At 43.3% G+C, this 24,416-nt stretch carries 22 protein-coding genes; 11 read left to right on the top strand and 11 right to left on the bottom strand.

All coding sequences use genetic code 11. The annotated features are described in order from the left end of the window. The first annotated feature begins 86 nt into the window (after positions 1-86). The 6 genes from OCU56_RS01335 (at position 87) to OCU56_RS01360 (ending at position 4,640) form a co-directional block, all read left to right on the top strand. On the top strand, positions 87-1,142 hold the full coding sequence (locus OCU56_RS01335) for an FUSC family protein (RefSeq protein ID WP_261873801.1): 1,056 nt from the start codon (positions 87-89) through the stop codon (positions 1,140-1,142). Positions 1,143-1,263: 121 nt separating this feature from the next. Next, a complete protein-coding gene (locus OCU56_RS01340) occupies positions 1,264-2,031 on the top strand; it encodes a threonine/serine exporter family protein (protein WP_261873802.1) in 768 nt (255 codons plus the stop codon). Further along, entirely contained in the window at positions 2,028-2,504 is a 477-nt protein-coding gene (locus OCU56_RS01345; RefSeq protein WP_261873803.1) for a threonine/serine exporter family protein, read from the top strand. The genes OCU56_RS01340 and OCU56_RS01345 overlap by 4 nt, the downstream gene beginning before the upstream one ends. Positions 2,505-2,517: 13 nt before the next feature. Then, positions 2,518-3,000 (top strand): type 3 dihydrofolate reductase, encoded by a 483-nt coding sequence (folA, locus tag OCU56_RS01350; protein WP_261873804.1) that lies wholly within the window; start codon positions 2,518-2,520, stop codon positions 2,998-3,000. 29 nt (positions 3,001-3,029) lie between these two features. Then, a complete protein-coding gene (locus OCU56_RS01355; protein ID WP_261873805.1) occupies positions 3,030-3,974 on the top strand; it encodes a LysR family transcriptional regulator in 945 nt (314 codons plus the stop codon). 117 nt (positions 3,975-4,091) lie between these two features. Further along, entirely contained in the window at positions 4,092-4,640 is a 549-nt protein-coding gene (locus tag OCU56_RS01360; RefSeq protein WP_261873806.1) for a porin family protein, read from the top strand. A gap of 30 nt (positions 4,641-4,670) precedes the next feature. On the opposite strand, the gene OCU56_RS01365 is transcribed toward OCU56_RS01360, so the two are convergent. From OCU56_RS01365 to lptD, 6 genes are read right to left on the bottom strand one after another with little or no spacing between them, the layout of a single operon-like run. Further along, positions 4,671-5,474: a symmetrical bis(5'-nucleosyl)-tetraphosphatase gene (locus OCU56_RS01365; RefSeq protein WP_261873807.1), complete on the bottom strand. Its 804-nt coding sequence runs from the start codon at positions 5,472-5,474 to the stop codon at positions 4,671-4,673. A gap of 13 nt (positions 5,475-5,487) precedes the next feature. Continuing rightward, positions 5,488-5,868 carry a Co2+/Mg2+ efflux protein ApaG gene (gene apaG, locus OCU56_RS01370; RefSeq protein WP_261873808.1) on the bottom strand — a complete coding sequence of 127 codons (381 nt, stop codon included), beginning with the start codon at positions 5,866-5,868 and terminating at the stop codon, positions 5,488-5,490. A 30-nt stretch (positions 5,869-5,898) separates the two neighbouring features. Beyond that, entirely contained in the window at positions 5,899-6,702 is an 804-nt protein-coding gene (gene rsmA, locus OCU56_RS01375) for a 16S rRNA (adenine(1518)-N(6)/adenine(1519)-N(6))-dimethyltransferase RsmA (protein ID WP_261873809.1), read from the bottom strand. After that, positions 6,699-7,685 carry a 4-hydroxythreonine-4-phosphate dehydrogenase PdxA gene (gene pdxA / locus OCU56_RS01380; protein ID WP_261873810.1) on the bottom strand — a complete coding sequence of 329 codons (987 nt, stop codon included), beginning with the start codon at positions 7,683-7,685 and terminating at the stop codon, positions 6,699-6,701. The genes rsmA and pdxA overlap by 4 nt, the downstream gene beginning before the upstream one ends. Next, positions 7,675-8,988 (bottom strand): peptidylprolyl isomerase SurA, encoded by a 1,314-nt coding sequence (gene surA, locus OCU56_RS01385; RefSeq protein WP_261873811.1) that lies wholly within the window; start codon positions 8,986-8,988, stop codon positions 7,675-7,677. Before surA ends, pdxA begins: the two co-directional genes overlap by 11 nt. Positions 8,989-9,036: 48 nt before the next feature. Further along, the gene (gene lptD, locus OCU56_RS01390) at positions 9,037-11,496 is read right to left on the bottom strand and encodes an LPS assembly protein LptD (RefSeq protein ID WP_261873812.1); all 2,460 of its coding nucleotides are present in this window, start codon (positions 11,494-11,496) and stop codon (positions 9,037-9,039) included. Positions 11,497-11,644: 148 nt separating this feature from the next. Here lptD and djlA point away from each other — a divergent pair, with 148 nt between their 5' ends. Together djlA and OCU56_RS01400 are read left to right on the top strand one after the other, a co-directional pair. After that, positions 11,645-12,499 carry a co-chaperone DjlA gene (djlA, locus tag OCU56_RS01395; RefSeq protein ID WP_261873813.1) on the top strand — a complete coding sequence of 285 codons (855 nt, stop codon included), beginning with the start codon at positions 11,645-11,647 and terminating at the stop codon, positions 12,497-12,499. 26 nt (positions 12,500-12,525) lie between these two features. Then, positions 12,526-13,071 carry a DUF924 family protein gene (locus OCU56_RS01400; protein ID WP_261873814.1) on the top strand — a complete coding sequence of 182 codons (546 nt, stop codon included), beginning with the start codon at positions 12,526-12,528 and terminating at the stop codon, positions 13,069-13,071. Here OCU56_RS01400 and OCU56_RS01405 read toward each other — a convergent pair. The 5 genes from OCU56_RS01405 to leuA form a co-directional block, all read right to left on the bottom strand. Beyond that, complete coding sequence (locus tag OCU56_RS01405) at positions 13,068-13,847, bottom strand: DUF547 domain-containing protein (RefSeq protein WP_261873815.1); 780 nt, start codon at positions 13,845-13,847, stop codon at positions 13,068-13,070. The genes OCU56_RS01400 and OCU56_RS01405 overlap by 4 nt on opposite strands. Positions 13,848-14,061: 214 nt before the next feature. Continuing rightward, positions 14,062-14,664, bottom strand: a complete 603-nt coding sequence (gene leuD, locus OCU56_RS01410; RefSeq protein WP_261873816.1) for a 3-isopropylmalate dehydratase small subunit — start codon at positions 14,662-14,664, stop codon at positions 14,062-14,064. A gap of 11 nt (positions 14,665-14,675) precedes the next feature. Continuing rightward, positions 14,676-16,082, bottom strand: a complete 1,407-nt coding sequence (gene leuC / locus OCU56_RS01415; RefSeq protein ID WP_261873817.1) for a 3-isopropylmalate dehydratase large subunit — start codon at positions 16,080-16,082, stop codon at positions 14,676-14,678. A gap of 59 nt (positions 16,083-16,141) precedes the next feature. Next, positions 16,142-17,233: a 3-isopropylmalate dehydrogenase gene (leuB, locus tag OCU56_RS01420; RefSeq protein ID WP_261873818.1), complete on the bottom strand. Its 1,092-nt coding sequence runs from the start codon at positions 17,231-17,233 to the stop codon at positions 16,142-16,144. 67 nt (positions 17,234-17,300) lie between these two features. Further along, complete coding sequence (leuA, locus tag OCU56_RS01425; protein WP_261873819.1) at positions 17,301-18,851, bottom strand: 2-isopropylmalate synthase; 1,551 nt, start codon at positions 18,849-18,851, stop codon at positions 17,301-17,303. A 445-nt stretch (positions 18,852-19,296) separates the two neighbouring features. On the opposite strand from leuA, the gene OCU56_RS01430 reads away from it, so the two are divergent. From OCU56_RS01430 to OCU56_RS01440, 3 genes are read left to right on the top strand one after another with little or no spacing between them, the layout of a single operon-like run. After that, entirely contained in the window at positions 19,297-19,920 is a 624-nt protein-coding gene (locus OCU56_RS01430) for a TetR/AcrR family transcriptional regulator (RefSeq protein ID WP_261873820.1), read from the top strand. Positions 19,921-19,923: 3 nt separating this feature from the next. Next, the gene (locus OCU56_RS01435) at positions 19,924-21,249 is read left to right on the top strand and encodes an efflux RND transporter periplasmic adaptor subunit (protein ID WP_261873821.1); all 1,326 of its coding nucleotides are present in this window, start codon (positions 19,924-19,926) and stop codon (positions 21,247-21,249) included. Continuing rightward, the gene (locus tag OCU56_RS01440) at positions 21,246-24,356 is read left to right on the top strand and encodes an efflux RND transporter permease subunit (protein ID WP_261873822.1); all 3,111 of its coding nucleotides are present in this window, start codon (positions 21,246-21,248) and stop codon (positions 24,354-24,356) included. Before OCU56_RS01435 ends, OCU56_RS01440 begins: the two co-directional genes overlap by 4 nt. The last annotated feature ends 60 nt before the right edge of the window (positions 24,357-24,416 follow it).

Below are 24,416 nucleotides of genomic sequence, written 5' to 3' on the forward strand. Positions count from 1 at the left end.
ATGAATTAATTTGTAAACATAATAAAAAGAGCCTGATTCTAGGCTCTTTTTTTATGTGTTCGGCCTCATCTCAAGGACCTGAGATCATGTATTTGAATCAAAAAATCTCCAATCTTGATGCGTTTATTTTTGCTCGTTATCGCATTGTGCATGGTGCTCGTATTGCGGTCGCCTTTGTTGCGACCTTATTTATCACCTCTTACTTTGCACTTCCAGAACGCTCATGGATTCTAATTACCTTGTTTGTCGTTATTGGTCCAATGTCTTATCTAGGTAATGTTATTCATAGAGCGTGGCATCGGGTACTGGGCACGACCATTGGTGCCGCATCAGGGATTCTCGGTATCGCACTGGGTCAGCACTCAATGCTATTAATGTACCTATGGTGTAGTGTGATTATCTTTCTGAGTGGCTACTTTGCATTAGGTAAAAGGCCCTATGTTGGTATCTTAATTGGTATCACTTTAGGGGTGACATTAGGAGCGTCAGATGCTGATATTTCAGTGGCGATTTGGCGTGGTTTTGATGTGGCTATTGGCTGTGTTATCGCCGTGCTATTTTGCCTTATTCATCCTCAGAGAGCATTTATACATTGGCGGTTGCGAGTATCGAATACACTCGTCAATATCTCTAAGTTATATCATTTATCTTATTCTCTGAATGTTGTAGAAAAACCGACATTACAGCCTTTTCAAAATACCATACTTAAAGAGATGACGGTGATTAACACCTTAGTATCCCCTTGTATTAAAGAAACAAAACTCAAGCGTCAAATGCTGGATGCTATTAATAATAAACTGCGAAGCTTACTTAATACTATTGAATTACTGAATCACTCGTATTGGAGTGATCGAGAAAGTCATTTAAATATGGTTTGGACTAAGTCATTGAATAGTTGTCAAAAGCAGATAGAGCAAGAGTTGAAAGACTTGGCTTATTTGGTGGAAAAAGGTGAAATTCGTGGTGGGCTAAAAATTGAAGGGGCAGACGAGATAACCCAAGAGTTAAAGGATAATATTTCTGAATTGGGAGGTGATGAATCGAATATTTATGGTTATGTTTGGTTAAACCTTAAATTAATCGAAGATCTTGGTGATCTTAAACGACTGTTAATATTTGCATTGAACTTGTCTCATAAGTAGTTGTGGTATTTTATTGTTTCTATTCGTTTGTTTTTAATCAAGTTACTTTTAAATATGAGTATAGTTTTACTTGCAAACCCAATAGAATGTTGGCTTTATTTTAAGCAGTTTTAAGAAAAGAATGGAATCTAAACAACGAGCTATCTCCCGCTTAATTGCTCAGGCTGGGCAAATGTTACACGCCCATGGTGCTGAAAGTGCTTTGATCGGGGGAATAATACAAAGAATGGGTTTGGCGTGTGGTATGGATGAGGTAGAAGTCTCTCTTTCGGCCAGTTCACTCGTCGTCACAACCGTTACCCATGAACAGTGCATGACCACCGTTCGTCGTTGTCCGGATAGAGGGATCAACATGCGTGTTGTTACCGAAGTCCAGCGAGTGTGTATCATGTTGGAAAAAGGAATACTTGATTATGAGTTGGCACAAAATAAGTTAGATAAAATCACCCCCGAACGTTATAACCGTTGGCTCGTGGTCTTTATGATTGGTCTGTCTTGTGCCGCATTTAGTCATCTTGCAGGCGGTGATATTGCCGTATTCTTTATGACTTTTGTCGCTTCTGCTATTGGAATGATTGTGCGACAAGAGATTGGTCATCGTCATTTTAATCCACTGCTTAACTTTGCCGCTACCGCTTTTGTGACCACTTTTATCTCAGCGCAAGCTGTCGTGTTTGAGATTGGTAACGATCCAAATGTGGTGATGGCTTCATCTGTGCTTATGCTCGTTCCCGGATTCCCTTTAATTAACTCAGTGGCGGATGTGTTAAAAGGGTACATTAATATGGGCATTGCGCGTTTTGTCATGGGGAGTTTACTCACTCTCGCCACCTGTCTAGGGATAGTGGCTGTGAGCGGAGTACTGGGCATGTTTGGAGTGACACTATGAATGAGTTGATGACGCTGCTAATAGGCTTACTCGATGACATGTTTTTTGCTGCTATTCCCGCGGTGGGCTTTGCTCTGGTCTTTAATGTACCTAAGAGTGCTTTGTTTTACTGTGCAGTCGGCGGTGCGATAGGCCATGGCTCTCGGTACTTCATGATGCAGTTTGGATTACCTATTGAGTGGGCGACCCTATTTGCCGCCAGCTTAGTTGGTTTTATTGGTGTGGCTTGGTCACATCGTTATTTGGCGCATCCCAAGGTCTTTACTGTGGCGGCCATGATCCCTATGGTACCTGGGGTATATGCTTTTAATGCGATGATAGCTATGGTTGAAATTAGCCAAACAGGCTATAGCGATTTATTGTTCTCAAGTTTAATCGAAAACTTTTTGTCAGCCATGTTTATTATTGCCGGATTGGCCGTTGGGCTTGCTATGCCTGGATTGATAATTTATCGTCGTCGCCCTGTCGTTTAAAGGAACAACTACTATGATCATCAGTATGATTGCTGCTATGGCTAATAACCGAGTTATCGGTAAAGAAAATCAAATGCCATGGCATTTACCGGCTGACTTTGCTTGGTTTAAGAAGTGCACCATGGGTAAGCCTGTGGTTATGGGTAGAAAAACCTATCAATCTATCGGTCGTCCACTACCTGGCCGTCATAATATCGTGATCAGCCGCAATGCTGATTTGCACATTGATGGTGTGACAACAGTGGGCTCTATTGAGGCTGCGCTACAAGTTGTAGGCGCAGAACCAGAAGTGATGATTATTGGTGGTGGCTCTATTTATGAGCATTGCTTACCGTTAGCAAATAAGCTTTATCTTACCCATATCGATCTTGAGGTTGAGGGTGACACACAGTTCCCTGATTGGGGAGTTGCATGGACGCAGAGTTATAGCGAACACTATCCGGCCGATGAAAAGAATGCACATTCAATGGAATTTATTATTTTAGATAAAGTGTAATAAATCTCTCCTCACTTATTGGACATCGCATGGCAAAAAATCGTTTTAATAGTCTGGATCTCAATTTATTGAAGACGTTATTGGTGTTGTCGCAAGAGCTGAATATGCGCAAAGCCTCAACGCGACTCAATGTCAGCCAGCCTGCGATCAGCCAAGCTTTACAAAAATTACGCCATCATTTTGATGATGAATTGTTTGTTAAGGTGAGAAGTGGCTTGGAGCCAACCAGGTTCACTTTAGACTTAGTTCAACGCATTAGCCCTTATATGGATGGTTTAGCGCAAGCGGTGAATGGTATCGATGAGTTTGACCCAAGAGCGGTCAATCAAAGTGTGACCATTATTGTGGCAACAATTGCTGAGTTATCCTTGGCTGGGCGACTTTATGAACGGGTAAAAGAGCTTGCGCCTAATTTGCGATTGGAATTTGCCAGTTGGGGAGAGGATGCTCTACAGCAAATAATAAAAGGCAAATCCTGTATTGCCATCGGCAATGAAAATAAAAACTATAAAGAAGTGTATGGGCAAAAATTACTTGATATTGAAGGTGTGCTCATTGCACGAAAAGACCATTCATTGATTGGTGAGCGAATCGATATTGAGCAATTAGCGCAGGCGGAAATTGCTTCATTTGTTATACCTGGGTGGAATGACAACCGTGTCATTGTTGCCGACGTACTTGCACAACACAATATCGATGTTCAAGTAAAGGTTCGCTCAACATTAATTTACCCGATTATTAATATTGTAAGGCGTAGTGATGCCATTACGGCTCATTCAAATATATTCCCTTTTGCTGATTTTCCTGACCTAGCTCCAATTAAGATGAAGGTGGATAAAGTCTATTCTGGCGGCTCTATTTATGCTCATTATCACGTTAAAGATAGGGAGAACCCTTTGGTTAATTGGCTAGTGGATCTTATTAGTAAAGAACTCAAACAACAAGTATCTGATAATCAATGCTTATTATCGTGATAAGCCATTGTGATTTCTGCTTATCATAAATGCGATTTAAACTTCTGTTCAAATCAAGACGCAAGATGCGCATAGTTACCTATGGAAGGTGCTACCATTTTATTGATGAGACCAGAAATGAACAAAATTACTCGCTTACTTCCTATTACTGCACTTCTTTCATTTTCAGCTTTTGCCGAGCAAAGCATGGAAATAAAACCAGAAGCTAAAGGGCACCGTGTTGGTATTGGTTTCTCTACGACACAAGATATTACTCATGATAATAATAAACTGGGTACAGGTGTAAAGCTGGAGTATGGCTACGAATTTAATAATATTGTAGGTATCAACCTTTCTTACGCACAGTTCAGTGATAGTGAATCGATGGAAGGTATCACCTTAAAAGTAGACGGTTCTACTTTTAAGCTCGACACCGATATTGGCTACACTTTTCACTTTGAACAATTTTCCATTAAACCTTATGGCGTCATTGGTGTTGTTCACTTAAAGGAAGAGTGGGATTTATTTGGCCTTAAACAAGACTTTGATGATACGACGATATTTTTAGGTATTGGTGCTAGAGCCACTATAAAGCAACATTACTATGCAGATATGAGAATTGAAGGTTTTGCCACAGACTACGCCGATTATGGCCAATTTTCTATGACATTTGGCTACCGATTCTAAGCCATATTTACTCGCGGATAAGAGCGCTATTTACAGCGCTGCTTGAGTAAAGTAGCGCTTGTCTTCCCAACGTAACATGGTCATATAATTACCCCACACGCAGCCAGTATCTAAGCCAATAACCTGTTGAGAATCAATCCCCATTAAAGCCGCCCAATGCCCAAAAACGGCGGTTTTTTGCAATTTTTTTCTACTGTTTAGCTCAAACCAAGGCACGAGTACTGCACTATCTTCCAACTCAGGAGGTTGCTTACTGGCCATGTCTAAACGCCCGTCATGATAGCAATAACGCATGCGAGTTAATGCGTTAATAGCAAAACGTAAACGGGGCATGCCACTGAGTGACTCTTGCCAGATATCTGGAGAGTTACCGTACATCTGCTGGATGAGTTGTTGCCAGTGTTCGCCGGACAACATGCTTTGTACTTCCTGTGCTGCTTCTCTAGCTTGTTGTAGCGTCCAAAGAGGGTAGATGCCTGCGTGGGTCATAACAAACTCTGGGTGCTCAACTAACAAGGGTTGCTGGCGAAGCCAGTGAATGATCTCTTGGCAATCAGTGGCTTGTAAAATCGCTAAAGTTTTATCTTTAGGATTGGCTTTATGCAGGCCGAGTGAAATGGCAATAAGATGCAAATCATGATTGCCTAGCACAACGTTAACGGCATCCCCCATAGATCGAATAAAGCGTAACGTTTCTAGGGATTTAGGGCCACGGGCTACCAAGTCACCTGCAATCCATAGGGTATCTTTGTCAGGATTAAACGAGACTTGCTCAAGGAGTAACAGGAGTTCATCCAAGCAACCTTGGATATCTCCAACAAGGTAGTTGGACAAATGCAGACCTTAACTAATTAATGATATTAGGAACAGAAAGATTAAACGGGGCTATTTGGGCGTTAAACTGTGCGTCGTCTTCCCCTTGCATAACATAATGCCCCTGCATGACACCAACAGGCGTTTCTAAAACGGTACCACTGGTGTAGGAATAGTCATCATTGGCAGCAATAGTGGGTTGTTCGCCTACCACTCCATCACCTTCAACGGTCATTTGCTTGCCATTACCATCGGTGATCAACCAACGACGAGATAAAAGTGTCACTGGAGTTGGGCTTAAGTTCCGAATGGTAATCATATAAGCAAATACATAGCGGTCGTTTTCTGGCTCAGATTGCGCCTCTATGTATTTGGTTCGTACGTGGCATTTGATACAAGGTTGACTAACGTCCATGTGTGGTCTCCTTGCTAAAGTCTTATGACCTTAGTGATTATCTGCAAGCCAGTTAGCCATATCGACAAACTGCTTCAAAGTGAGGTTCTCTGGACGCATGCTTGGATTAATATCCAATTGCTCCATAACTTCGGTGCTGATCAGTGAGCGGTAGCAATTGCGAATGGTTTTGCGACGTTGATTGAAACCATCACGACACACTCTGTCTAACCATTTTAGATCTTTGGCTGGGTGTGGCAGCACCTCATAAGGCATCAGACGTACTACAGCTGAATCTACCTTAGGGGGTGGAATAAAAGCGGTTGGTGGCACTTCTAATACAGGCATTACTTTACAGTAATATTGAGCCATTACCGTGAGGCGACCATATGCTTTTGTGCCAGGCCCTGCGGCTAAACGATTGACCACCTCTTTTTGCAACATAAAGTGCATATCTTCGATGTCTTTGTGAAACTCGAATAGATGGAACATTAATGGCGTTGATATGTTGTAAGGCAAGTTACCGAAAATACGCAGTTTATTGTCTGGCTTTACTAATTGAGTAAAGTCAAAACGCATGGCGTCCCCTTCATGAATGGTTAATTTTTCACTCAGTTGTGGGTGGTTGCGCAAGCGCTCTGCGAGATCTCTATCTAATTCAATAACCGTTAGTTTATCAACCAGTTTGCCTACCGGTTCTGTAATTGCGCCCAAACCTGGGCCAATTTCAACCAAGTTTTGACCGGGTCTTGGGTTTATTGATGAAACGATACCGTCGATAATGTACGGGTCGTTTAGAAAGTTTTGACCAAAACGTTTGCGCGCTTTGTGTCCTAAGTGGACATCGTTACTCATTGTTTTTTCTCAACTAATTCAATCGCGTGGGAAAGTGCAGTTTGGAAACTTCCTGTATCCGCTTTACCTGTGCCGGCTAAATCCAAGGCGGTGCCATGATCGACAGAGGTTCTTATAAAGGGTAGACCGAGTGTGATATTCACTGAGCTTCCAAAGCCTTTGTATTTTAGCACTGGAAGTACTTGGTCGTGGTACATACCCAAAACCACATCTGCATCTTGTAAATACTTGTGGTTAAAAATAGTGTCAGCGGGCAGTGGACCTATGATGTCCATGCCTTGTTCTCTTAGTTTATCTAAGGCTGGAGAAATTGTTTGAATTTCTTCTTGGCCTAAGCAGCCATCTTCTCCTGCATGCGGGTTTAAGCCGCACACATAAATGCGTGGGTTATTCAGGGCAAATTTAGTGACCATGTCTTTATGCAATATTTGCATTATTTGCTCTATTCTTTCGGCGGTCACCGCTTTTGATACATAAGCCAATGGAATGTGTGTGGTCACCAAAGCCACTTTTAATCCTTCTGTGGCGAGCATCATCACGACCATTGGCGTGTCTGATTGCTCAGCAAAGAATTCAGTGTGACCGCTAAAGGCAACCCCAGCTCGGTTAATTACGCCTTTGTGTACAGGGCCGGTTACTATAGCGGCAAATTCACCACTCATACAGCCCTGTGCTGCTCTTTCTAGGGTTTTTAGTACATAGTGGCCATTGGCTTCATTAAGTTGGCCAATGACCGCTTCCTTGGCTAAAGGAATGTGCTCAACAACTAATGTGCCTTGGCGATGGGGCACAGGTTTGTCAGTGGCACAGTAATCAATAAGTTCAACATCGATACCTAAGTGTGAGGCCCGTTGTTGTAGCATGTGTTTATCCGCACAAACTACCAACTGTTGTGGGTAATCGCGGTAGGCTAACGAAAGAGTCAGGTCTGGACCGATACCAGCGGGCTCTCCAGCGGTAATGATAATTCGATTACAGATCATTGTCAGCCGCCTCTTCGTCCGCTTGTTTATCGAGTCGTTCAATAAAGGCACTGGCTCTTAGCTCCTGCATCCACGCGCTCGCTTCTTCATTAAATTTACGATTAAACAAGATTCGATAGGCTTTATTGTTCATAGCACTATCGGTTTTGTCTACTTGGCGACGATCCAACACTTCCACTATATGCCAGCCGTGAACGGTTTCGAAAGGTTCGCTGATTTGACCTATAGGTAAGGTTTCCACTTGGTGTTTAAACTCTGGTACATAGAGGTCGGGTGTTTGGTAACCTAGTTCACCATCGCGAGATGCAGAACCTGTGTCTGCGCTGTATTGGCGTGCCAGTTCACCAAATGTCGCCTCGCCAGATTTGATCTTGCGAATGAAGTCATTCAGTTCACGCTTAGCGCCATCATCACTTAAGATGACGGAGGTTTTGATGAGAATATGACGGGCATTCACTTCAGTGACTGCTACGGTTTCTAACCCTTGAACATCCTTTATTTTTAGGATGTGGAAGCCAACACCACTACGAAATGGACCAATAATCGCCCCTTTTCCTTGTACGGTGATTTGGTCAGCAAAGATGGTTGGCATTTCTTCTTTGTGCATCCAGCCCCAGTCCCCCCCTTCTAAGGCTTTGGGGCCCTTTGAGTAAGCGATGGCAAGGTCAGAAAATTTCTCACCATTTTTCAAACGTTCAACCAGAGCATTGGCCGCTTTTTCGACGTCATCTTTCGACTGTTCATCGTTAAATCGAAGCTGAATATGACCAACATGGTAGTTCACGTTTTTATTGGTTTCTTTAGCTAGCATGGCTCCCATTGTCTCAACTTCGGCTGGGAGGATGTTAATGCGACGGCGAACTAGCGCATTGCGAGCTTCTGAAATGGAGACTTCCTTGCGAATCTCTTCGCGAAACTCACTGTAAGTCAGTCCTTGAGAGCGAACGCTCGCCTCTAGTTGCGCCGTGGTTTGATTATTTTTTTCAGCAATACCTTTGATGGCTTGATCAAGGCGATTATCGTCAATCCTAACGCCAATGCGCTCTGCTTCTTGAGACTGCAGCTTATCCATGATCAACTTATCAATGACTTGCTCTCTAAGAACGTCAGCTTCAGGTAGAGCTTGCTGGTGTTCATGAGCGTTGAATTTTAGGGTTTTCATCGCATTGTCAATGTCACTTTGTAAAATTGCGCCATCGTTAACGATGACAACAACTCGATCTAACTCAACGGGTGCTGCCAAAGTCATAGCAGGGACCAGTATTAGGATCATCGAAGCAATGAGTCGTTTAAACTTATTCATTATTTTTCCAATACATCTTATTGATCACCGGTGTATTCCAGTGACAGTTTAGTTATTCAAATAGAAAGGACGACCGTAACCCAGAGCGTTACCCCCGTCACCATAATCCGTGCCAAAGTTAGTGCCAAATCCAATAATGCCGATATTGAAGCTAATATTCTCTTCATATTCAGGGCCTGGGGATGGAGCACCTACGCCTCCTGGCCATGAGCGTAATTGGTCGGTATAGGTGATACCGGCATACCAACAATCTGAGGTGTATGTAACTCGCGCCAATGCCTCGAGCATAATATCTTCTGTTGTATCGTGAAAGTACTGTGCATTGACATTCCAATTACGGTTGATCTTATATCCCCCCAACAGACCGACCTGTGAAATACCGTCAGTGGTAATTGTGTCTAGGTTAATGGACTCACCAACGGTTTTATCGAGATAATTTCTCGTCACATAACGATAATTCGCTTGGATGTACCCTGCACCTTGTCGAAATTCAATGGTGCTATCGGCTTGTTGTACTTCTTCATCGCTAATATCGTATTGGATGCCACCATGATAGAAAAGGTAATCATTGAAGTTAAAATCACTTTCTATAGCCCAAGCAGAATAATTGGAATCACTCGTGTCTGTATTGCTGGTTTTATTTGAGTTTATGTAATAAATCTGGCCAAAAGAGAGGTTCATTCTTTCTTTATAATTAGAGTCATAAAAACGGGTTGTCGCACCATAGCTCAATTGGTTAGCTGCCGCTATTTTATCGACACCACTGTATTTACGTGCTCTAAATAAACCATAATAGTCTGTTTGCAGTAGGGTAGTATCGTAGTTGTAGATGTTGCTTTGGTCTTCATAAGGCACATACAAATATTGAATCTTTGGCTCAAGAGTTTGTGTGTAACCTTTCAGTATCTCTGTATTTCGTTCGAAATATAGAGTACCTAAACTGCGAAACTCAGGAATAAATCGAGACACATTCGTATCTAAATGTCGGGTATCTTCTCGGCTTAAATCTACTCCCCACAAATCTTGATGGTAGTAGGTACCCATTAATCGACTTTCCGTTTCCCAACTACCCCAAGTGGTATTTAGTGGGATAGTAAACCCAGGTTCAATATGCAAACGGGTGGCTTGTGATGGTTTTACACCACGCTCATCTTGAGTATCAAAATGCGTTACATGGCTAATAACATCAAAATCAAGGTTTTTAACTAAGTCGGGATAAAAGTAATGGGCGCTTAGCTGCGGTAACATCCGATACGGTAAGTTATCGGTCGTAGAGAGCAATTGAAAATCACGTACCAGTAAGCGGGTATCCCAGTGCTCATTACGATATGAAACCGACCCTTGTTGGGTTAATTGACCATCTTCTCGTTCACCAATACCTGAAGAGATATCTCGGAAATAATAAATATCACTGACTTTGGCATAATCGATATTTAACTTCCAGTTACGATCAAAGATGCCATTGTGTGTGTAACCCACACCCCAGCGGTCACCAAGCTCAGGGTACTTTTGATCATTGGCGAGGTACTGGGCATCAATCTGTCCCGTACCCCAACCGCTTAGATAGCGGAATTTAGCGTCAGATTGTAACCCACGCTCAGACATATATTTAAAGGTTGTTTCTAAATCATAGTTGGGTGCCAGGTTCCAATAAATAGGCACTTCAAGCTCAGCACCATCACTGGTACCGTAGGCCACTGTTGGATAGAGGAAACCTGTTTTACGCGAGTCCCCAATAGGGACGGTAAGCCAAGGCAGATAAAAAACAGGAACCTTTTGAATTTCAAATCTTGGGTTATACAGAGTGGCTTCTTCAGCGTCCTGATCGATTTGAATGGAAGAGGAGACAAGTCGCCATGAATCATCCTCTTCAGGACAAGAGGTAATTGAGCCGTCTTGTAGTTCGTAATATTGCTTACCTGAAACTCGAATAACCTTCGCATCACCTCGGCCGTTCTGACACAGCAATTGATAGTTTGCCATGTCTAAGGTGGTAACATCATTGTCGAGATTGGTAGTGGCTTTTTCTGATACAGTCTTAATTTGACCATTGGTCATCTTTACATTGCCTTTGGCGACAATGGTATTTTGTTCTTGATAAAGCGTCACCGTATCCGCATTGACGCGTTTAGTGCCCTGGGTCACTTCTACGTTACCGCTATAGGTCGCTTCTGCACCATTGACCCCCGACAGAGAGTCCGCCTCAACATGTGTTGGCTCTGATTGTTCTTTATCTGGGTCTTCAGGTGCTAGACACTGTGACGTGAGATCAAAGGTTTGCTCTTTTGCTGCAGAAAGCAACGCAGTTAGCTCTGCTGCAGATTCTGAATGAGTCTCTGCAGTGGGGTTATCTGTGGCTTGAGTCTGAGAGTCGCTAAGATCAACGTTTGAAACTGAGTCTTGATCTTGTAGGGAGTTCTCCTGCACACTAGTTTCTGCCTGCACATTTGTAACCCACAGTGCTGTGGTTATAGAAAGAGCGAGCCAGGTGCGGGGAATGTTTAACATCGAATAGAAGCTTCCTTGATGATGAATAAGTCCGTAGACTGTAATTGACCGTTTACTCGGCAGAACGTTCCTTATGATAATAGAATTTGGAGCGTCAGGCACTAAAAGAGCACATTACTCTATAAAAATTAGTAGATTGAGAAAAAGCATGCATTTTTTTGGCAAAATTTTAGGCGCATTTTGTGGTTTTTTGTTCGGTGGACCCGTTGGCGCGTTAATTGGATTATTTATTGGACATCGCTTTGATAGGGCAAAAACTATCAATCAAGCGCGTCGTGGTGGTTTTAACAATTACCAGAGAGGAGCGAACCCAGCCCAGCAGGCTGAGTTTTTTCAAGCTGCTTTTTCGGTTATGGGCCATGTCTCCAAAGCCAAAGGCAAAGTCACGCAAGAAGATATTCAGCTAGCAACCATCATGATGCAGCGAATGCAATTGAATGAAAGCCAACGGCAAGTCGCTCAAGAAGCGTTTCGCAAAGGTAAATCGGCCTCATTTCCTCTTCGCGATGTATTAAATCGAGTGAAGGAGGTGGCGAGTCGCAGACGTGACCTTATGCAGTTCTTCCTTGAGTTGCAGATCTCAGCGGCTTTTGCTGATGGAAGTATACATCCTAATGAGCGTGATGTTTTACATATTGTAGCGGAAGTGCTTGGATTTAGTGCGGAACAATTAGAGCGTCGCCTAAAAATGCAAGAAGCGGCGTACCGTTTTCAGCAAGGGGGTGGCCATGGGGGGTATGGTGGCCAATATTCCGGTGGCGGTTATCAGCAACAGGCGACCAGCCAAGACCAATTGACTGCAGCGTATGAAATTTTAGGTGTAGAAGCCAGCGCCGAAGCAAAAGAGATCAAAAGAGCCTACCGTAAATTGATGAATGAACATCATCCTGATAAATTGTCAGCGAAAGGCTTACCACCAGAGATGTTAGAAGTGGCAAAAGAAAAAGCTCAAGATATCCAAAATGCTTATGATGTAGTGAAGAAAGAGCGCGGTTTTAAATAGCAAGAGTTGCATGAACAGGGAGTGAGATGATGGTTAATTATGGTGCGGTTTTAAAGTTTTGGTTTGAGGAGTTAGATGCGAAGGATTGGTTTTCCTCAAGCGTTGCACTGGATAAAAAAATAGAGCAGAAGTTTTCAGGCTTGCACCAAAGGGCTATTCAATGTGAATTGGTTAATTGGCGTAGTTGTGCCCAAGGACGCTTAGCTGAAATTATCGTATTAGACCAATTTTCTCGTAACATGTTTAGGCACTCACCTTTAGCATTTGCCCACGACTCACAGGCCTTAGCTCTTGCCCAAGAAGCCGTCATTATAGGGGCCGACCTTGAGTTGCCACCTGAGCAACGTGCTTTTATCTATATGCCTTACATGCATAGTGAGTCCTTACTTATTCATGAGCTTGGTTTACAGCTATTTAGTCGAAGTCAGCTACAAACTAATAAAGAGTTTCATTTAAAACATACGGCTATTTTACAGCGGTTTGGGCGTTATCCTCATCGAAATAAAGCGTTAGGCCGTCAAAGTAGCCCAGAAGAGATCGAGTTTCTGACACTACCAAATTCCTTTTTCTAAGGAGCTTCATTGAGCTGCCAATTGTAGTCGTAAATGATCTTACCTTTAAAGGCTGCGACATCGTCTCTATATTGAGATAAATGCTGGAGCAGCTGTTCTTTACCTGCAAAATCCACCGCAAACCAGTCATAAATATAGGAGAGTTGCAGCTTTCCTTTACTTAATTTCACGCCTTTATCACTATTAATAAAGGCTTTAGCGCTGTGCTCTAAAAGTTGCTGAGTATTCTGTGCAGTAAAGGCTTGTGATTGCAGGTTAGGACAACCTAAACTGGCGCAATTGACGGCGTAATGAGTGCGAGGATCATTCCAAATAGGGCGTAAAATTCGATGCTCAATATCATTCAGAGTTAAGGGTTTTCCAGCCACTTCAATTATCTCTTTATCCCAAGGACCAAAGCTAAACAAGCCACCTAGTTTCGTGATGGATTTTGTTGGGTAGTTATCCAAAATTAGCTTGACCGTTAGGCTATTGTAGAGATTCACCCAGTAGGCGTATTGCTGTGCTTTTGTATATTGGCGCGGGTCAATATTAGCCAGTGAGGAAAGGTAATTATTAAGGGCTTGCTTATCTTGGGAAGTAACGGAAGCGTATCGAAATAGGGTATTGTCACCTTGCGTTATCAAGTAACGATCCAATAGCGCCTGCCACTGTCTATGGTCAATGCTGTTCTCGCTTTGAGTGTGCTTGTCCCAATAAGGCCAAAGTTCAGACTTAGGAGCAGCAAGGCTATGAAACGATAATAGTGTGATAATGAGCATCCATACTTTCAGCATGTGGTTCTCCAGTTGTACCAATCGTACTAAATAACGGGTCATTCTAGCTTGTTAAAATTCTACCTTGTTTTCGAGCATTTTCCCTGTGCTATTTCTGAGCACTTACTTAGTGTGACTGGTATTATTTCCCGCCAAGGTAGACAGGAATAGAAATAAAAAAGGCCTTGTATTAACAAGACCTTTTCACGGTAAATTCTATTTCAAAAAATGACGATTAACGCATAAATGCGGGGATCTTTTGCTCATATTGTGAAATTTTATCAGCGTGCTGCAGAGTTAGGCCAATATTGTCCAAACCATTTAATAGGCAGTGACGACGGAACTCATCGATTGCAAAACGGTATGTTTTATCGTTTGCCGTTACGGTCATTGCCTCAAGATCAACGGTGATCTCTGCCCCTTCATTTGACGTAACAAAATTGAATATCTCATCCACTTCAGCTTCAGTTAAACGAACGGGAACCATCTGGTTATTGATGGAGTTACCGTAAAAAATGTCCGCAAAGCTAGGAGCGATCATAACCTGAATGCCGTAATCGGCCAGTGCCCAAGGTGCGTGTTCACGAGAAGAACCACAACCAAAATTTTCACGAGCTAATAGAATACTTGCCCCTTGAAAACGAGGTTCATTCATAACAAATTCTGGGTTTGGCTGTTGACCGGCATCATCTAAAAAGCGCCAGTCATGGAATAAATGCTGACCAAAACCTGTGCGAGTCACTTTTTGTAGGAACTGCTTTGGAATGATGGCATCGGTATCAATATTGGCGATATCAAGAGGAACGACTAAGCCTGTGTGTTGTTGAAAACCTGACATGTTATTTCCTCTTATTGTTGTTCAAAAGAACGAATATCAACGAAGTGACCCGCGATAGCCGCCGCCGCCGCCATTGCAGGGCTAACTAGGTGAGTACGACCTTCACGACCTTGGCGACCTTCAAAGTTACGATTGCTGGTGGAAGCGCAGCGCTCCTTTGGCCCCAAACGGTCATTGTTCATAGCGAGACACATAGAACAGCCAGGTAGACGCCATTCAAAGCCTGCTTCGATAAAGATTTTATCGAGTCCTTCGGCTTCGGCTTGTGCTTTTACTTGCTCTGAACCAGGTACAATCAAGGCTTGAACATGACTTGCTACTTGACGTCCTTGCGCCACTTTTGCCGCAGCGCGCATATCTTCGATGCGAGAGTTAGTACAAGAGCCGACAAATACTTTGTCTACAGGGTAGTCAGAAAGTGATTTTCCTGCTTCTAGCCCCATATAAGCTAACGCTTTCTCGGCAGAGGCTTTTTCTACAGGGTCGGTAAAGCTGTCAGGGTTAGGAATTGGCGTATCCACAGAGATCACTTGTCCAGGGTTTGTTCCCCAGGTCACTTGAGGTTTGATTTCAGTAGCATCTAACGTCACCACAGCATCAAACTGGGCGTCATCATCTGATTTCAAGCTTGACCAATATTCAACTGCGTCATTCCAGTCATTGCCACTAGGAGCGAATTTACGTCCTTTGATATAATCAAAGGTGGTTTGGTCTGGAGCAACAAGGCCGGCTTTAGCACCTAGCTCAATCGCCATATTACAGACCGTCATACGCCCTTCCATCGAAAGGTCAGTAATGGCTTCGCCACAGAATTCGACAACGTAGCCTGTACCGCCAGCAGCGGTTGTTTTGCCAATAATTGCCAATACGATGTCTTTGGCGGTAATGCCGTTAGCCACTTTCCCTTTGACCTCAATTTTCATGGTTTTAGCACGTGATTGTTTTAGGGTTTGGGTGGCAAGAACATGTTCCACTTCAGAAGTACCAATACCAAAGGCAATAGAACCAAAAGCACCGTGAGTGGCGGTATGTGAGTCCCCACAAACAATGGTCATGCCAGGTAGGGTAATGCCTAGCTCAGGTCCCATAACGTGAACAATGCCTTGATATTGACTGTTAAGATCGTACAGGCGTACCCCAAACTCAGCACAGTTGTGAGAGAGTGTCTCCATCTGAATGCGAGCCATTTCACCGGAGGCATTGATGTCTTTAGTGGTGGTCGATACGTTGTGATCCATAGTGGCAAACGTTTTGCTTGTTTGACGAACGCGACGTCCTTTTTCACGCAAACCATCAAATGCTTGTGGTGAGGTCACTTCGTGCACTAAATGTCGATCGATGTACAAGATAGGGTTTTCACCTGCCGCTTCCACCGCAATATGAGCATCGTAGATTTTTTCGTATAAAGTTTTAGCCATTATTGCTTCCTTACTTCCCCCAATCAGAAAGTGCTTGGGGGAATTAATCTATCCATTTATTAAGAGTTAATCACGTACTGCGCGATTTTATCACCCATCTCAGAAGTGGTCAGTGCTGGTTGGTTACCCGCTAAATCTGCGGTAAGTTCACCGGCTGCTAAGGCAAAAGATACGGCTTGTTCAATATCTTTTGCCGCCGCTTCTTCACCTAAGCTGTAACGTAGCATCAGTGCGGCTGATAGAATTTGTGCCACAGGGTTAGCAATGTTTTTACCCGCAATATCAGGAGCACTACCGCCAGCAGGTTCGTATAGACCAAAGTTACTTTCGTTTAGGCTAGCAGAAGGCAGCATACCCATTGAACCTGTGATCATGGCGCACTCATCGGAGATGATGTCACCGAAGATGTTGGAACACAGCATGATGTCAAATTGCGATGGATCCTTGATTAATTGCATGGTCGCGTTATCAATGTACATGTGGTTCAGTTCTACATCAGGGTACTCTTTAGAGACTTCTTCTACGACTTCACGCCAAAGAATAGAGCTTTGTAGAACATTGGCTTTATCGATGGAATAGACGTTTTTGTTACGTAAGCGTGCTGATTCAAAAGCAATGCGAGCAATACGTTCAATTTCGTAGCGGTGATACACTTCAGTATCAAAAGCTTTCTCATTAGCGCCTTCCCCTTCGCGACCTTTTGGTTGACCAAAGTAAATGCCACCGGTTAATTCACGAACGACTACGATATCGAAACCGCGATCTGAAATATCAGCACGCAATGGTGAGAAGCCTTGTAAGCCTTTATGAATTTGTGCTGGGCGCAGGTTGCAAAATAGCTGAAAATGCTTACGAAGAGGAAGTAAAGCCCCACGTTCTGGTTGGTCATCAGGGGGAAGGTTTTCCCACTTTGGACCACCAACAGAACCAAATAAGATAGCATCAGCGGCTTCACAGCCATCCAGTGTTGATTGAGGCAGTGGTGAACCGTGATTATCGATAGCTATGCCACCTACATCAAACTCGCTACGCTCAAATTTAAGTGAATGCTTACTTTCGATTGCATTCAGAACCTTATGGGCTTGTTGCATTACTTCTGGGCCAATACCGTCACCGGGCAAAACGGCGATCTTGTAAGATTTATCTGCCATGAAATGGTCTTCCTTAATATTATTGTTTGTGCCTCCCTTTATTGTTATCGCTAAAGGGAGTACGGATTTAAACGGTTGCTGTTTTTCTTTTTTGTTTCATCTCTTCGATTTGATCGGCTCGATGAACGCTATTGATTACGTGAAGTAGTGCTTGACCAGAGGCTTCAACAATATCAGTAGCAAGTCCTGTACCATGATATTTACGGCCTTTATAGTTAGCGATGATGTCCGCTTGACCTAGACCATCTTCCCCTTCGCCTTTGGCAGTTAGGTCAAACTTATCTAGAACAATGTCATAGCCCGTTAAGCGATAGATGCATTGGTATAGAGCATCCACAGGACCATTACCCACCGCCGCTTCGCATTTTTCTTCGTCACCACACTGCAATTTGATGCTAGTAGTGGCCATTACGCTGCCTGATTGAACGCTAAGGTAGTTCAACTTAAAGAAGTCATCTTCGTCACGTAGGTTGGCGAAGTGCATTAAGGCTTCTAGGTCATAGTCGAAGACTTGACCTTTGCGGTCAGCCAATTTTAAGAAATCGGCGTATAAGGTATCTAGGTTATACTCTTCTTCCTTGTAGCCCATGCTGTCCATGTGGCTTTTTACCGCTGCGCGTCCAGAGCGACTGGTAAGGTTAAGCGCTTGGTTTTTAAGACCTATTGACTCGGGAGTCATGATCTCATAAGTGTTCTTATTTTTTAGCATGCCATCTTGGTGGATACCAGAAGAGTGACTAAAGGCATTGGCTCCGACAATCGCTTTGTTTGCTTGCACTGGCATGTTGCACAATTGAGAGACCAATTTACTGGTACGATGAATTTCATCGTGTTTCAGGTTGGTGTTAACGCCTAGGAATTTATCGCGAGTCTTAATGATCATCGCCACTTCTTCTAAAGAGCAGTTTCCTGCTCGCTCACCAATGCCATTCATAGTGCCTTCAATTTGACGGGCACCGGCCTGCACTGCGGCAATAGAGTTGGCAACGGACATACCCAAGTCATCATGGCAGTGTACGGAAATAATGGCTTTATCAATGTTAGGAACACGATTAAACAGTGTTGCGATTATGCCACCAAACTCGTTAGGTACTGTGTAGCCTACGGTATCAGGGATATTGATAGTATTTGCACCGGCATTGATAGCGGCTTCGACCATACGACATAGATTATCAATAGGGGTGCGACCTGCATCCTCACAAGAAAACTCGACATCATCCGTGTAATTACGCGCATGCTTAACGGCATTGACCCCCATTTCAATCACATCGTCGTAGCTACGACGTAGCTTGTCTTGAACGTGAATTGTGGAGGTGGAAATAAAGGTGTGAATGCGGAATTGGTCTGCAACTTTTAGCGCTTCAGCCGCAGCATCAATATCTTTGGCTACCGCACGTGCTAACCCACAAATGCGACTGTTTTTAATATGTTTTGCAATGGCCTGTACTGACTCAAAGTCGCCTGGCGAAGAAATGGGAAAGCCGGCTTCAATAACATCTACACCTAAGCGTTCAAGAGCGTAGGCAATTTGCAGTTTTTCTTTGACGGTAAGGCTTGCAGAAAGAGCCTGTTCGCCATCTCGTAGGGTAGTGTCAAAGATAATGACTTTATCGCTCATGTTGGCATCCTTTTTCCATCGTTGTGATAAATTTTTAGTACAAAAAAACCCGCATTCTAATTGCGGGTTCTTGTTCATCTTGGTGGTTTTTTCTCATCCACTAGCAACCCGCGTGTTTATGTCACGATCAGGAGGAGGAGCAGAGAGGTTAAAATGTTAAATTTCATATTAAAAAAATAATCCACCAAATAAGTTAACAAATTAGTACCGCAATTTACCTATAAACGTCAAGAGGAAAGTGAAGATTTCTTGAAAGCAATTGTTACTATTCATATAAGTAATGCTTATTAATTAAATAAACCATTGAATATGCTAAATTAATCACTTTTAGCATAATTGATTAATTTAACTCATTTATATTCTTATACCTATGCAATTATAATTAATCAAATGAGTAATTAATTGCGTGGTGTCAACGCTCATGTCAAGAAAGGTCGGTCGCCCAGTGGCGAAAACAGCAGCGAGAGAGCATTTGATCACAAGTGCTAAACACTTATTTAGTTGTATGGCTTATGAAAAAGTGTCCACACGTTTGATTGCGGAAAAAGCCGGTGTGAATTCTGCAATGATAAGGTATTACTTTGGCAGCAAGGAAGGCTTGTTTGAGGCCATGATTACCTCTGCTATGACGCCCATTATTGAGAGTATGCACTTGCATAATAAAAAGCCCAGCGCGCATTCATTAGAGGGGATTATGCGTGCTCACTATCAAGTGATGAGTCAGGATTTGGAATTCCCTCGGATGCTTATTCGTATCATGACGCTTCCTTCTTCCGATGTGCAAAGGCAACTGACTGAGAAGTTATTTGACCAACTCACATCCACTATTAGTGACGAGGTATTTTTTGCGTTACACGATGGAAAAACACTGCGCGCGGATCTGGATATTAAAAAGTGTAAGCTGACATTTATAAGTATGTTAATGTTTCCATATATTGCACCCCCTATTGTGCTTGCGAAGCACAACATCGAACTTACTCCTTCTTTTCTTGAAGAGATGCTGCAACATAATCTGAGTGTAATATCATCAGGAATGCTTGAGAAAACCGCTCTAGATCAAGGACTTTAATCCATGAAACTTAATCGTAAACTGCTTTTTTTCCCAGCTGTAGCTATTGGGATTATTGTATTATTCATCATGATAGAAACTCGCCCAGAGGTGCCAACTAAGCCAGCGGGGGACAGGTCTAAGTCGGTAGAAGTGATGACGATGAAGCCCGTAGCCATTGCGCCAGAAGTGATAGGTTTTGGGCAAGTTTCGCCTAAGTTTGAGTGGAAAGCCATTGCTGAAGTGTCCGGTAAAGTGGTGTATCGCCATCCTGATCTGGAGCGAGGTAAGATACTACCTAAGGGAACGGAAGTATTAAGAATTGACCCTTTGGATTATCAGTTAAAGTTGATTCAAGCTCAGGCAGATCTCAGCTCCAGTGAGACTCAGTTGAAAAAGCTAGCCTTGCAAAACAGCAATAATAAGAACAGCCTTAAAATCGAAAAAAATCGTCTCGAATTGGCCAATACAGAGTGGCAACGTATTCAAGATTTACGGAGAAAAAAACTCTCGTCTCAATCTGATGTAGATGCTCAGCAACAAACGTACCTAGCCCAGAAAAAACTGGTTCAGGATATAGAAAATGAAATGACGTTATATCCCGATGAGAGAAAAGTAGCACAAGCTCTAGTTAAGGTGAATCGCGCTAAGGTACAGGAAGCAGAACGTGCGCTAGATAAAACCAAAATCGTACTGCCTCGTGATTTACGCATATCTTCGGTTGATGTTGAATTAAATCAAGTGGTGAATATGCAGCAAGAAATGATCACGGCTCAAGGTTTAGACGTTATGGAAGTGGAAGCGCAGTTATCCATTCATGACATGCAGTTACTCACGCAAAGTATTCACAGTGACGAGCGTGATGCCGTTGGCTCACCATTGCCGAGTATTTCACACTTAAAAGCACAAGTAACATTATCTAGCGGTAGCTTTAAGGCCGTATGGCCAGCCAAAGTAGCTAGAGTCAGTGATTCTATCGATCCTATTCAAGCGACGGTTGGCGTGATTTTAGAAGTGGCGCAAGACTATACGAAAATGACCTCGGCCAGTCTTGCTCCTATCGTGTCAGGTATGTTAGTTCGAGCTAGCATTGAGGGTGAAGAGTCTCCTGAATGGGTCGTTCCTGAGCGTGCATTGCACGGGGATAAAGTGTATCTGTTTAAGGATAATAAATTAACAATTTTGCCAGTGACAATTTTGTATCGACGAGATCAAAAAGTGATCATCCAAGGGGATATCTCGAGTGGCGATAGCTTGATTTTAAATGACCTATTGCCTGCAATACCTGGGATGTCATTGAAATTAGAGGCGCTAAATACCCCTTCACCAGTGTTGGAGGTTGAGTCGTGATTCGTTTTTTTGCAAGGCACCCGACAGCCGCTAACTTATTAATGTTACTCATTTTCTTGGTGGGCGTACTCTCTTTACCTAGCATCAAAAGAGAGACGTTTCCTGAGTTTTCTCCCCCTTATATCATGGCAACGATCGTTTATCCTGGTGCCTCGCCCATGGAAGTGGAAGAGAGCCTATGTGTGCGTATGGAAGACGCAGTGGATGGTTTGTCTAATATTGAAGAAACCACCTGTGAAGCACTAGAAGGGAGCGCAAGACTAACATTAAAGTTAAATAGTTCAGCAGACATTGGCCGCATGCTGGTGGATGTGCAGACTCAGATTAATTCCATTAATGATTTTCCAGATGAAATCGAATCACCAATAGTGCAGGAGCTTGACTGGAATGAACCTGTGGTTGACGTGGCGATTACTGCAGATACCAGTTGGCCAGAATTAAAAGCTTACGCAGAAAAATTAAAACGCATCATGAAGCTGGATTATGGCGTTTCCCTTGTGGATGTTTCGGGCTTCTCCGATCATCAATATCGAGTGGAACTGAACTCCTATGTGATGCGTCAACTGGGGTTAAATGTCAGTGATATTGCGGCGCAAATTGGCAAGCAAAACGTAAAATTGCCCAGTGGTAATGTGGAAACACCGGATAAAAACTTATTAATTCGCTTTGATGAGCGACGAATAACGCCACAACAGTTAGAAAATATAGTGGTGGGCTCAGGGCCCAATGGTTCCTTGGTGCGCTTACGTGATGTGGCGACGATTACTGACCGTTTTGAATTAGATGAGCAGAAAGTACTATTTGATGGCAAGCCATCGGCCATATTGAAAGTCAGTAAAAATAAGGAAGACGATGCATTAAGGATCAAAGATGATGTGGTCCGTTTTGTTAACGATCAGCGCGCAATCGCTCCAGATGGCGTCACAATCAGTATGACCAATGATCTCTCTTCTGTGCTTTGGGATCGTTTGACTATGATGGTGAGCAATGGTTGGCAAGGGATTACCTTAGTCTTTGCAACCATGTGGTTATTCTTTAGTTTACGTTACTCATTTTGGGTGGCAGCTGGCCTTCCTGTCGCCTTTCTTGGCGGTATTTTCCTGATGGCCAATTTAGGGATCTCAATTAATATCATGTCGCTAGTCGGTTTGCTGATGGCCATTGGTATTATGATGGATGATGCCATTGTGATTGCCGAGTCCATTGCCTCTCATTTAGATAAAGGGGAGGAGATAGACGATGCGGTGTACAACGGTGTGAAAAAAGTACTACCTGGGGTGGTGTCTTCATTTTTAACCACTGTGTGTATTTTTGGTAGCTTACTGTTTCTCGATGGAGAGATGGGTGCCGTACTGCAAGCGGTTCCTCAAGTATTGATCTTGGTGTTGAGTTTAAGCTTAGTTGAGGCTTTTTTAATATTGCCACATCACTTAGCACACTCGATGCACAGCCGCAAAAAAGAGCGTCCAGATCTTAAATTTAAAACGGTCTTCTTAGCTAAGTTCGAAGCATTTCGCAATGGCACTTTAGTGCGCGCTGTAGATAAGGCGGTAGAGTATCGTTATTTATTTATGGGCTCAGTGGTTGCCGCGTTATTGGTTTCGATATCGCTACTCGCAGGGGGACATTTGAAATTTGTTCCCTTCCCCGATCTCGATGGAGATATTGCTGAAGCGCGCATTATTTTACCTCCAGGCTCGTCACTCAACCAGACAGAAATTGTCGTTGACCGTTTGGTTAAATCTGCGGAAAAACTCGATAAAGAGTGGACGGAGAAAGTGGAGAATGGTGTACCGCTTATTCAGCATATTACGGCCAGTTTTAATACTAATGCCGATGCGAATGAATCGGGTCCACACATTGCCACAGTGCGTTTAGATTTACTCGGTGCGGAGCAACGTAATACGCGATTAGATGAATTTATTGATGCTTGGCGAGCGGATGTTGGTGACATTGCTGCGCCTATTTCTCTGGTCTTTAAACAGCCTACTATGGGCCCTGGAGGACGAGCTTTAGAAATTCGTTTGCAGCATGATGATCTTGAGTCACTCAAATCAGCGTCCATCGATGTTCAATCTTATTTAAATGAGTTTGATGGCGTGCATGGGGTGCTAGATGACATGCGCATGGGTAAGGAAGAGGTGTTGGTCAAGTTGCGCCCTGGAGCGGAGACGTTTGGGGTGAATGGACAGATGATTGCCAGTCAACTGCGGGCCGCTTTTTATGGTGATACGGCGGACGAAATTCAGTTGGGCGTGGAAAACATAAAAATTGAGGTTCGCCTAGATAAAAAAGAAGCCGGTAACTTAGAGCGCTTAGCCAACTTCCCGATTATTATGCCCGATGGGGCTCAAATACCGTTAGCGACAATTGCGAGCTTTGAATTTCAGCGTAATTACGTGCGTATTCAGCGCATTAACGGTATGAGAACGGTGGCGGTATTTAGCGATCTCGACACCGCTAAGGCAAGCTCTGGTGAGATCATAAATAAATTTAGAACCCAAGAGTTACCTAAGTTACAGCAGAAATACCCCGGCATTCGAATTGATTTTGAAGGGGAATCTAAAGACACCGCGAAAACCAGTTCTTCAATGGGCAAGGGCTTTTTAGTGGGGCTATTTGGCGTGTTTGCTATCTTAAGTTTTCAATTTCGCAGCTACCTCGAACCCTTTGTGGTGATGCTAGCCATTCCTTTAGCGTTTATTGGCGTTATCTGGGGACACTTCTTACTTGGGCATAACATGAGTATGCCAAGTATCATGGGGTTTGTGTCTTTGGCGGGGATTGTAGTGAACGATTCCATACTGCTTGTGCAGTATATTCGTTTCCATGTGGATGATGGAGATGAGGTGCGTGATGCGGTGGTTAAGGCCAGTAGAGAGCGTTTTCGTGCTGTGTTTATTACCTCGTTAACAACAGCCGCTGGGTTGTTACCACTGTTGTTAGAGACCAGTTTACAGGCACAAGTTATTCAGCCTTTGGTTATTTCTATCGTGTTCGGTATTTTTGCTTCCACGGTGTTGGTGCTGTTTATGGTGCCGTGTGCTTACGCAATATTGGCGGACTTTGGCAAAATAGCTAAGCACGAAAAACTCCCTCGTTCATAACAAGCAATAAGGGGTGAGTCGAGTACATAAAAACATGTTCAAAATGTAACTTGATATCAC

This window comes from Vibrio rarus (genome assembly GCF_024347075.1).
GTDB lineage: Bacteria > Pseudomonadota > Gammaproteobacteria > Enterobacterales > Vibrionaceae > Vibrio > Vibrio rarus.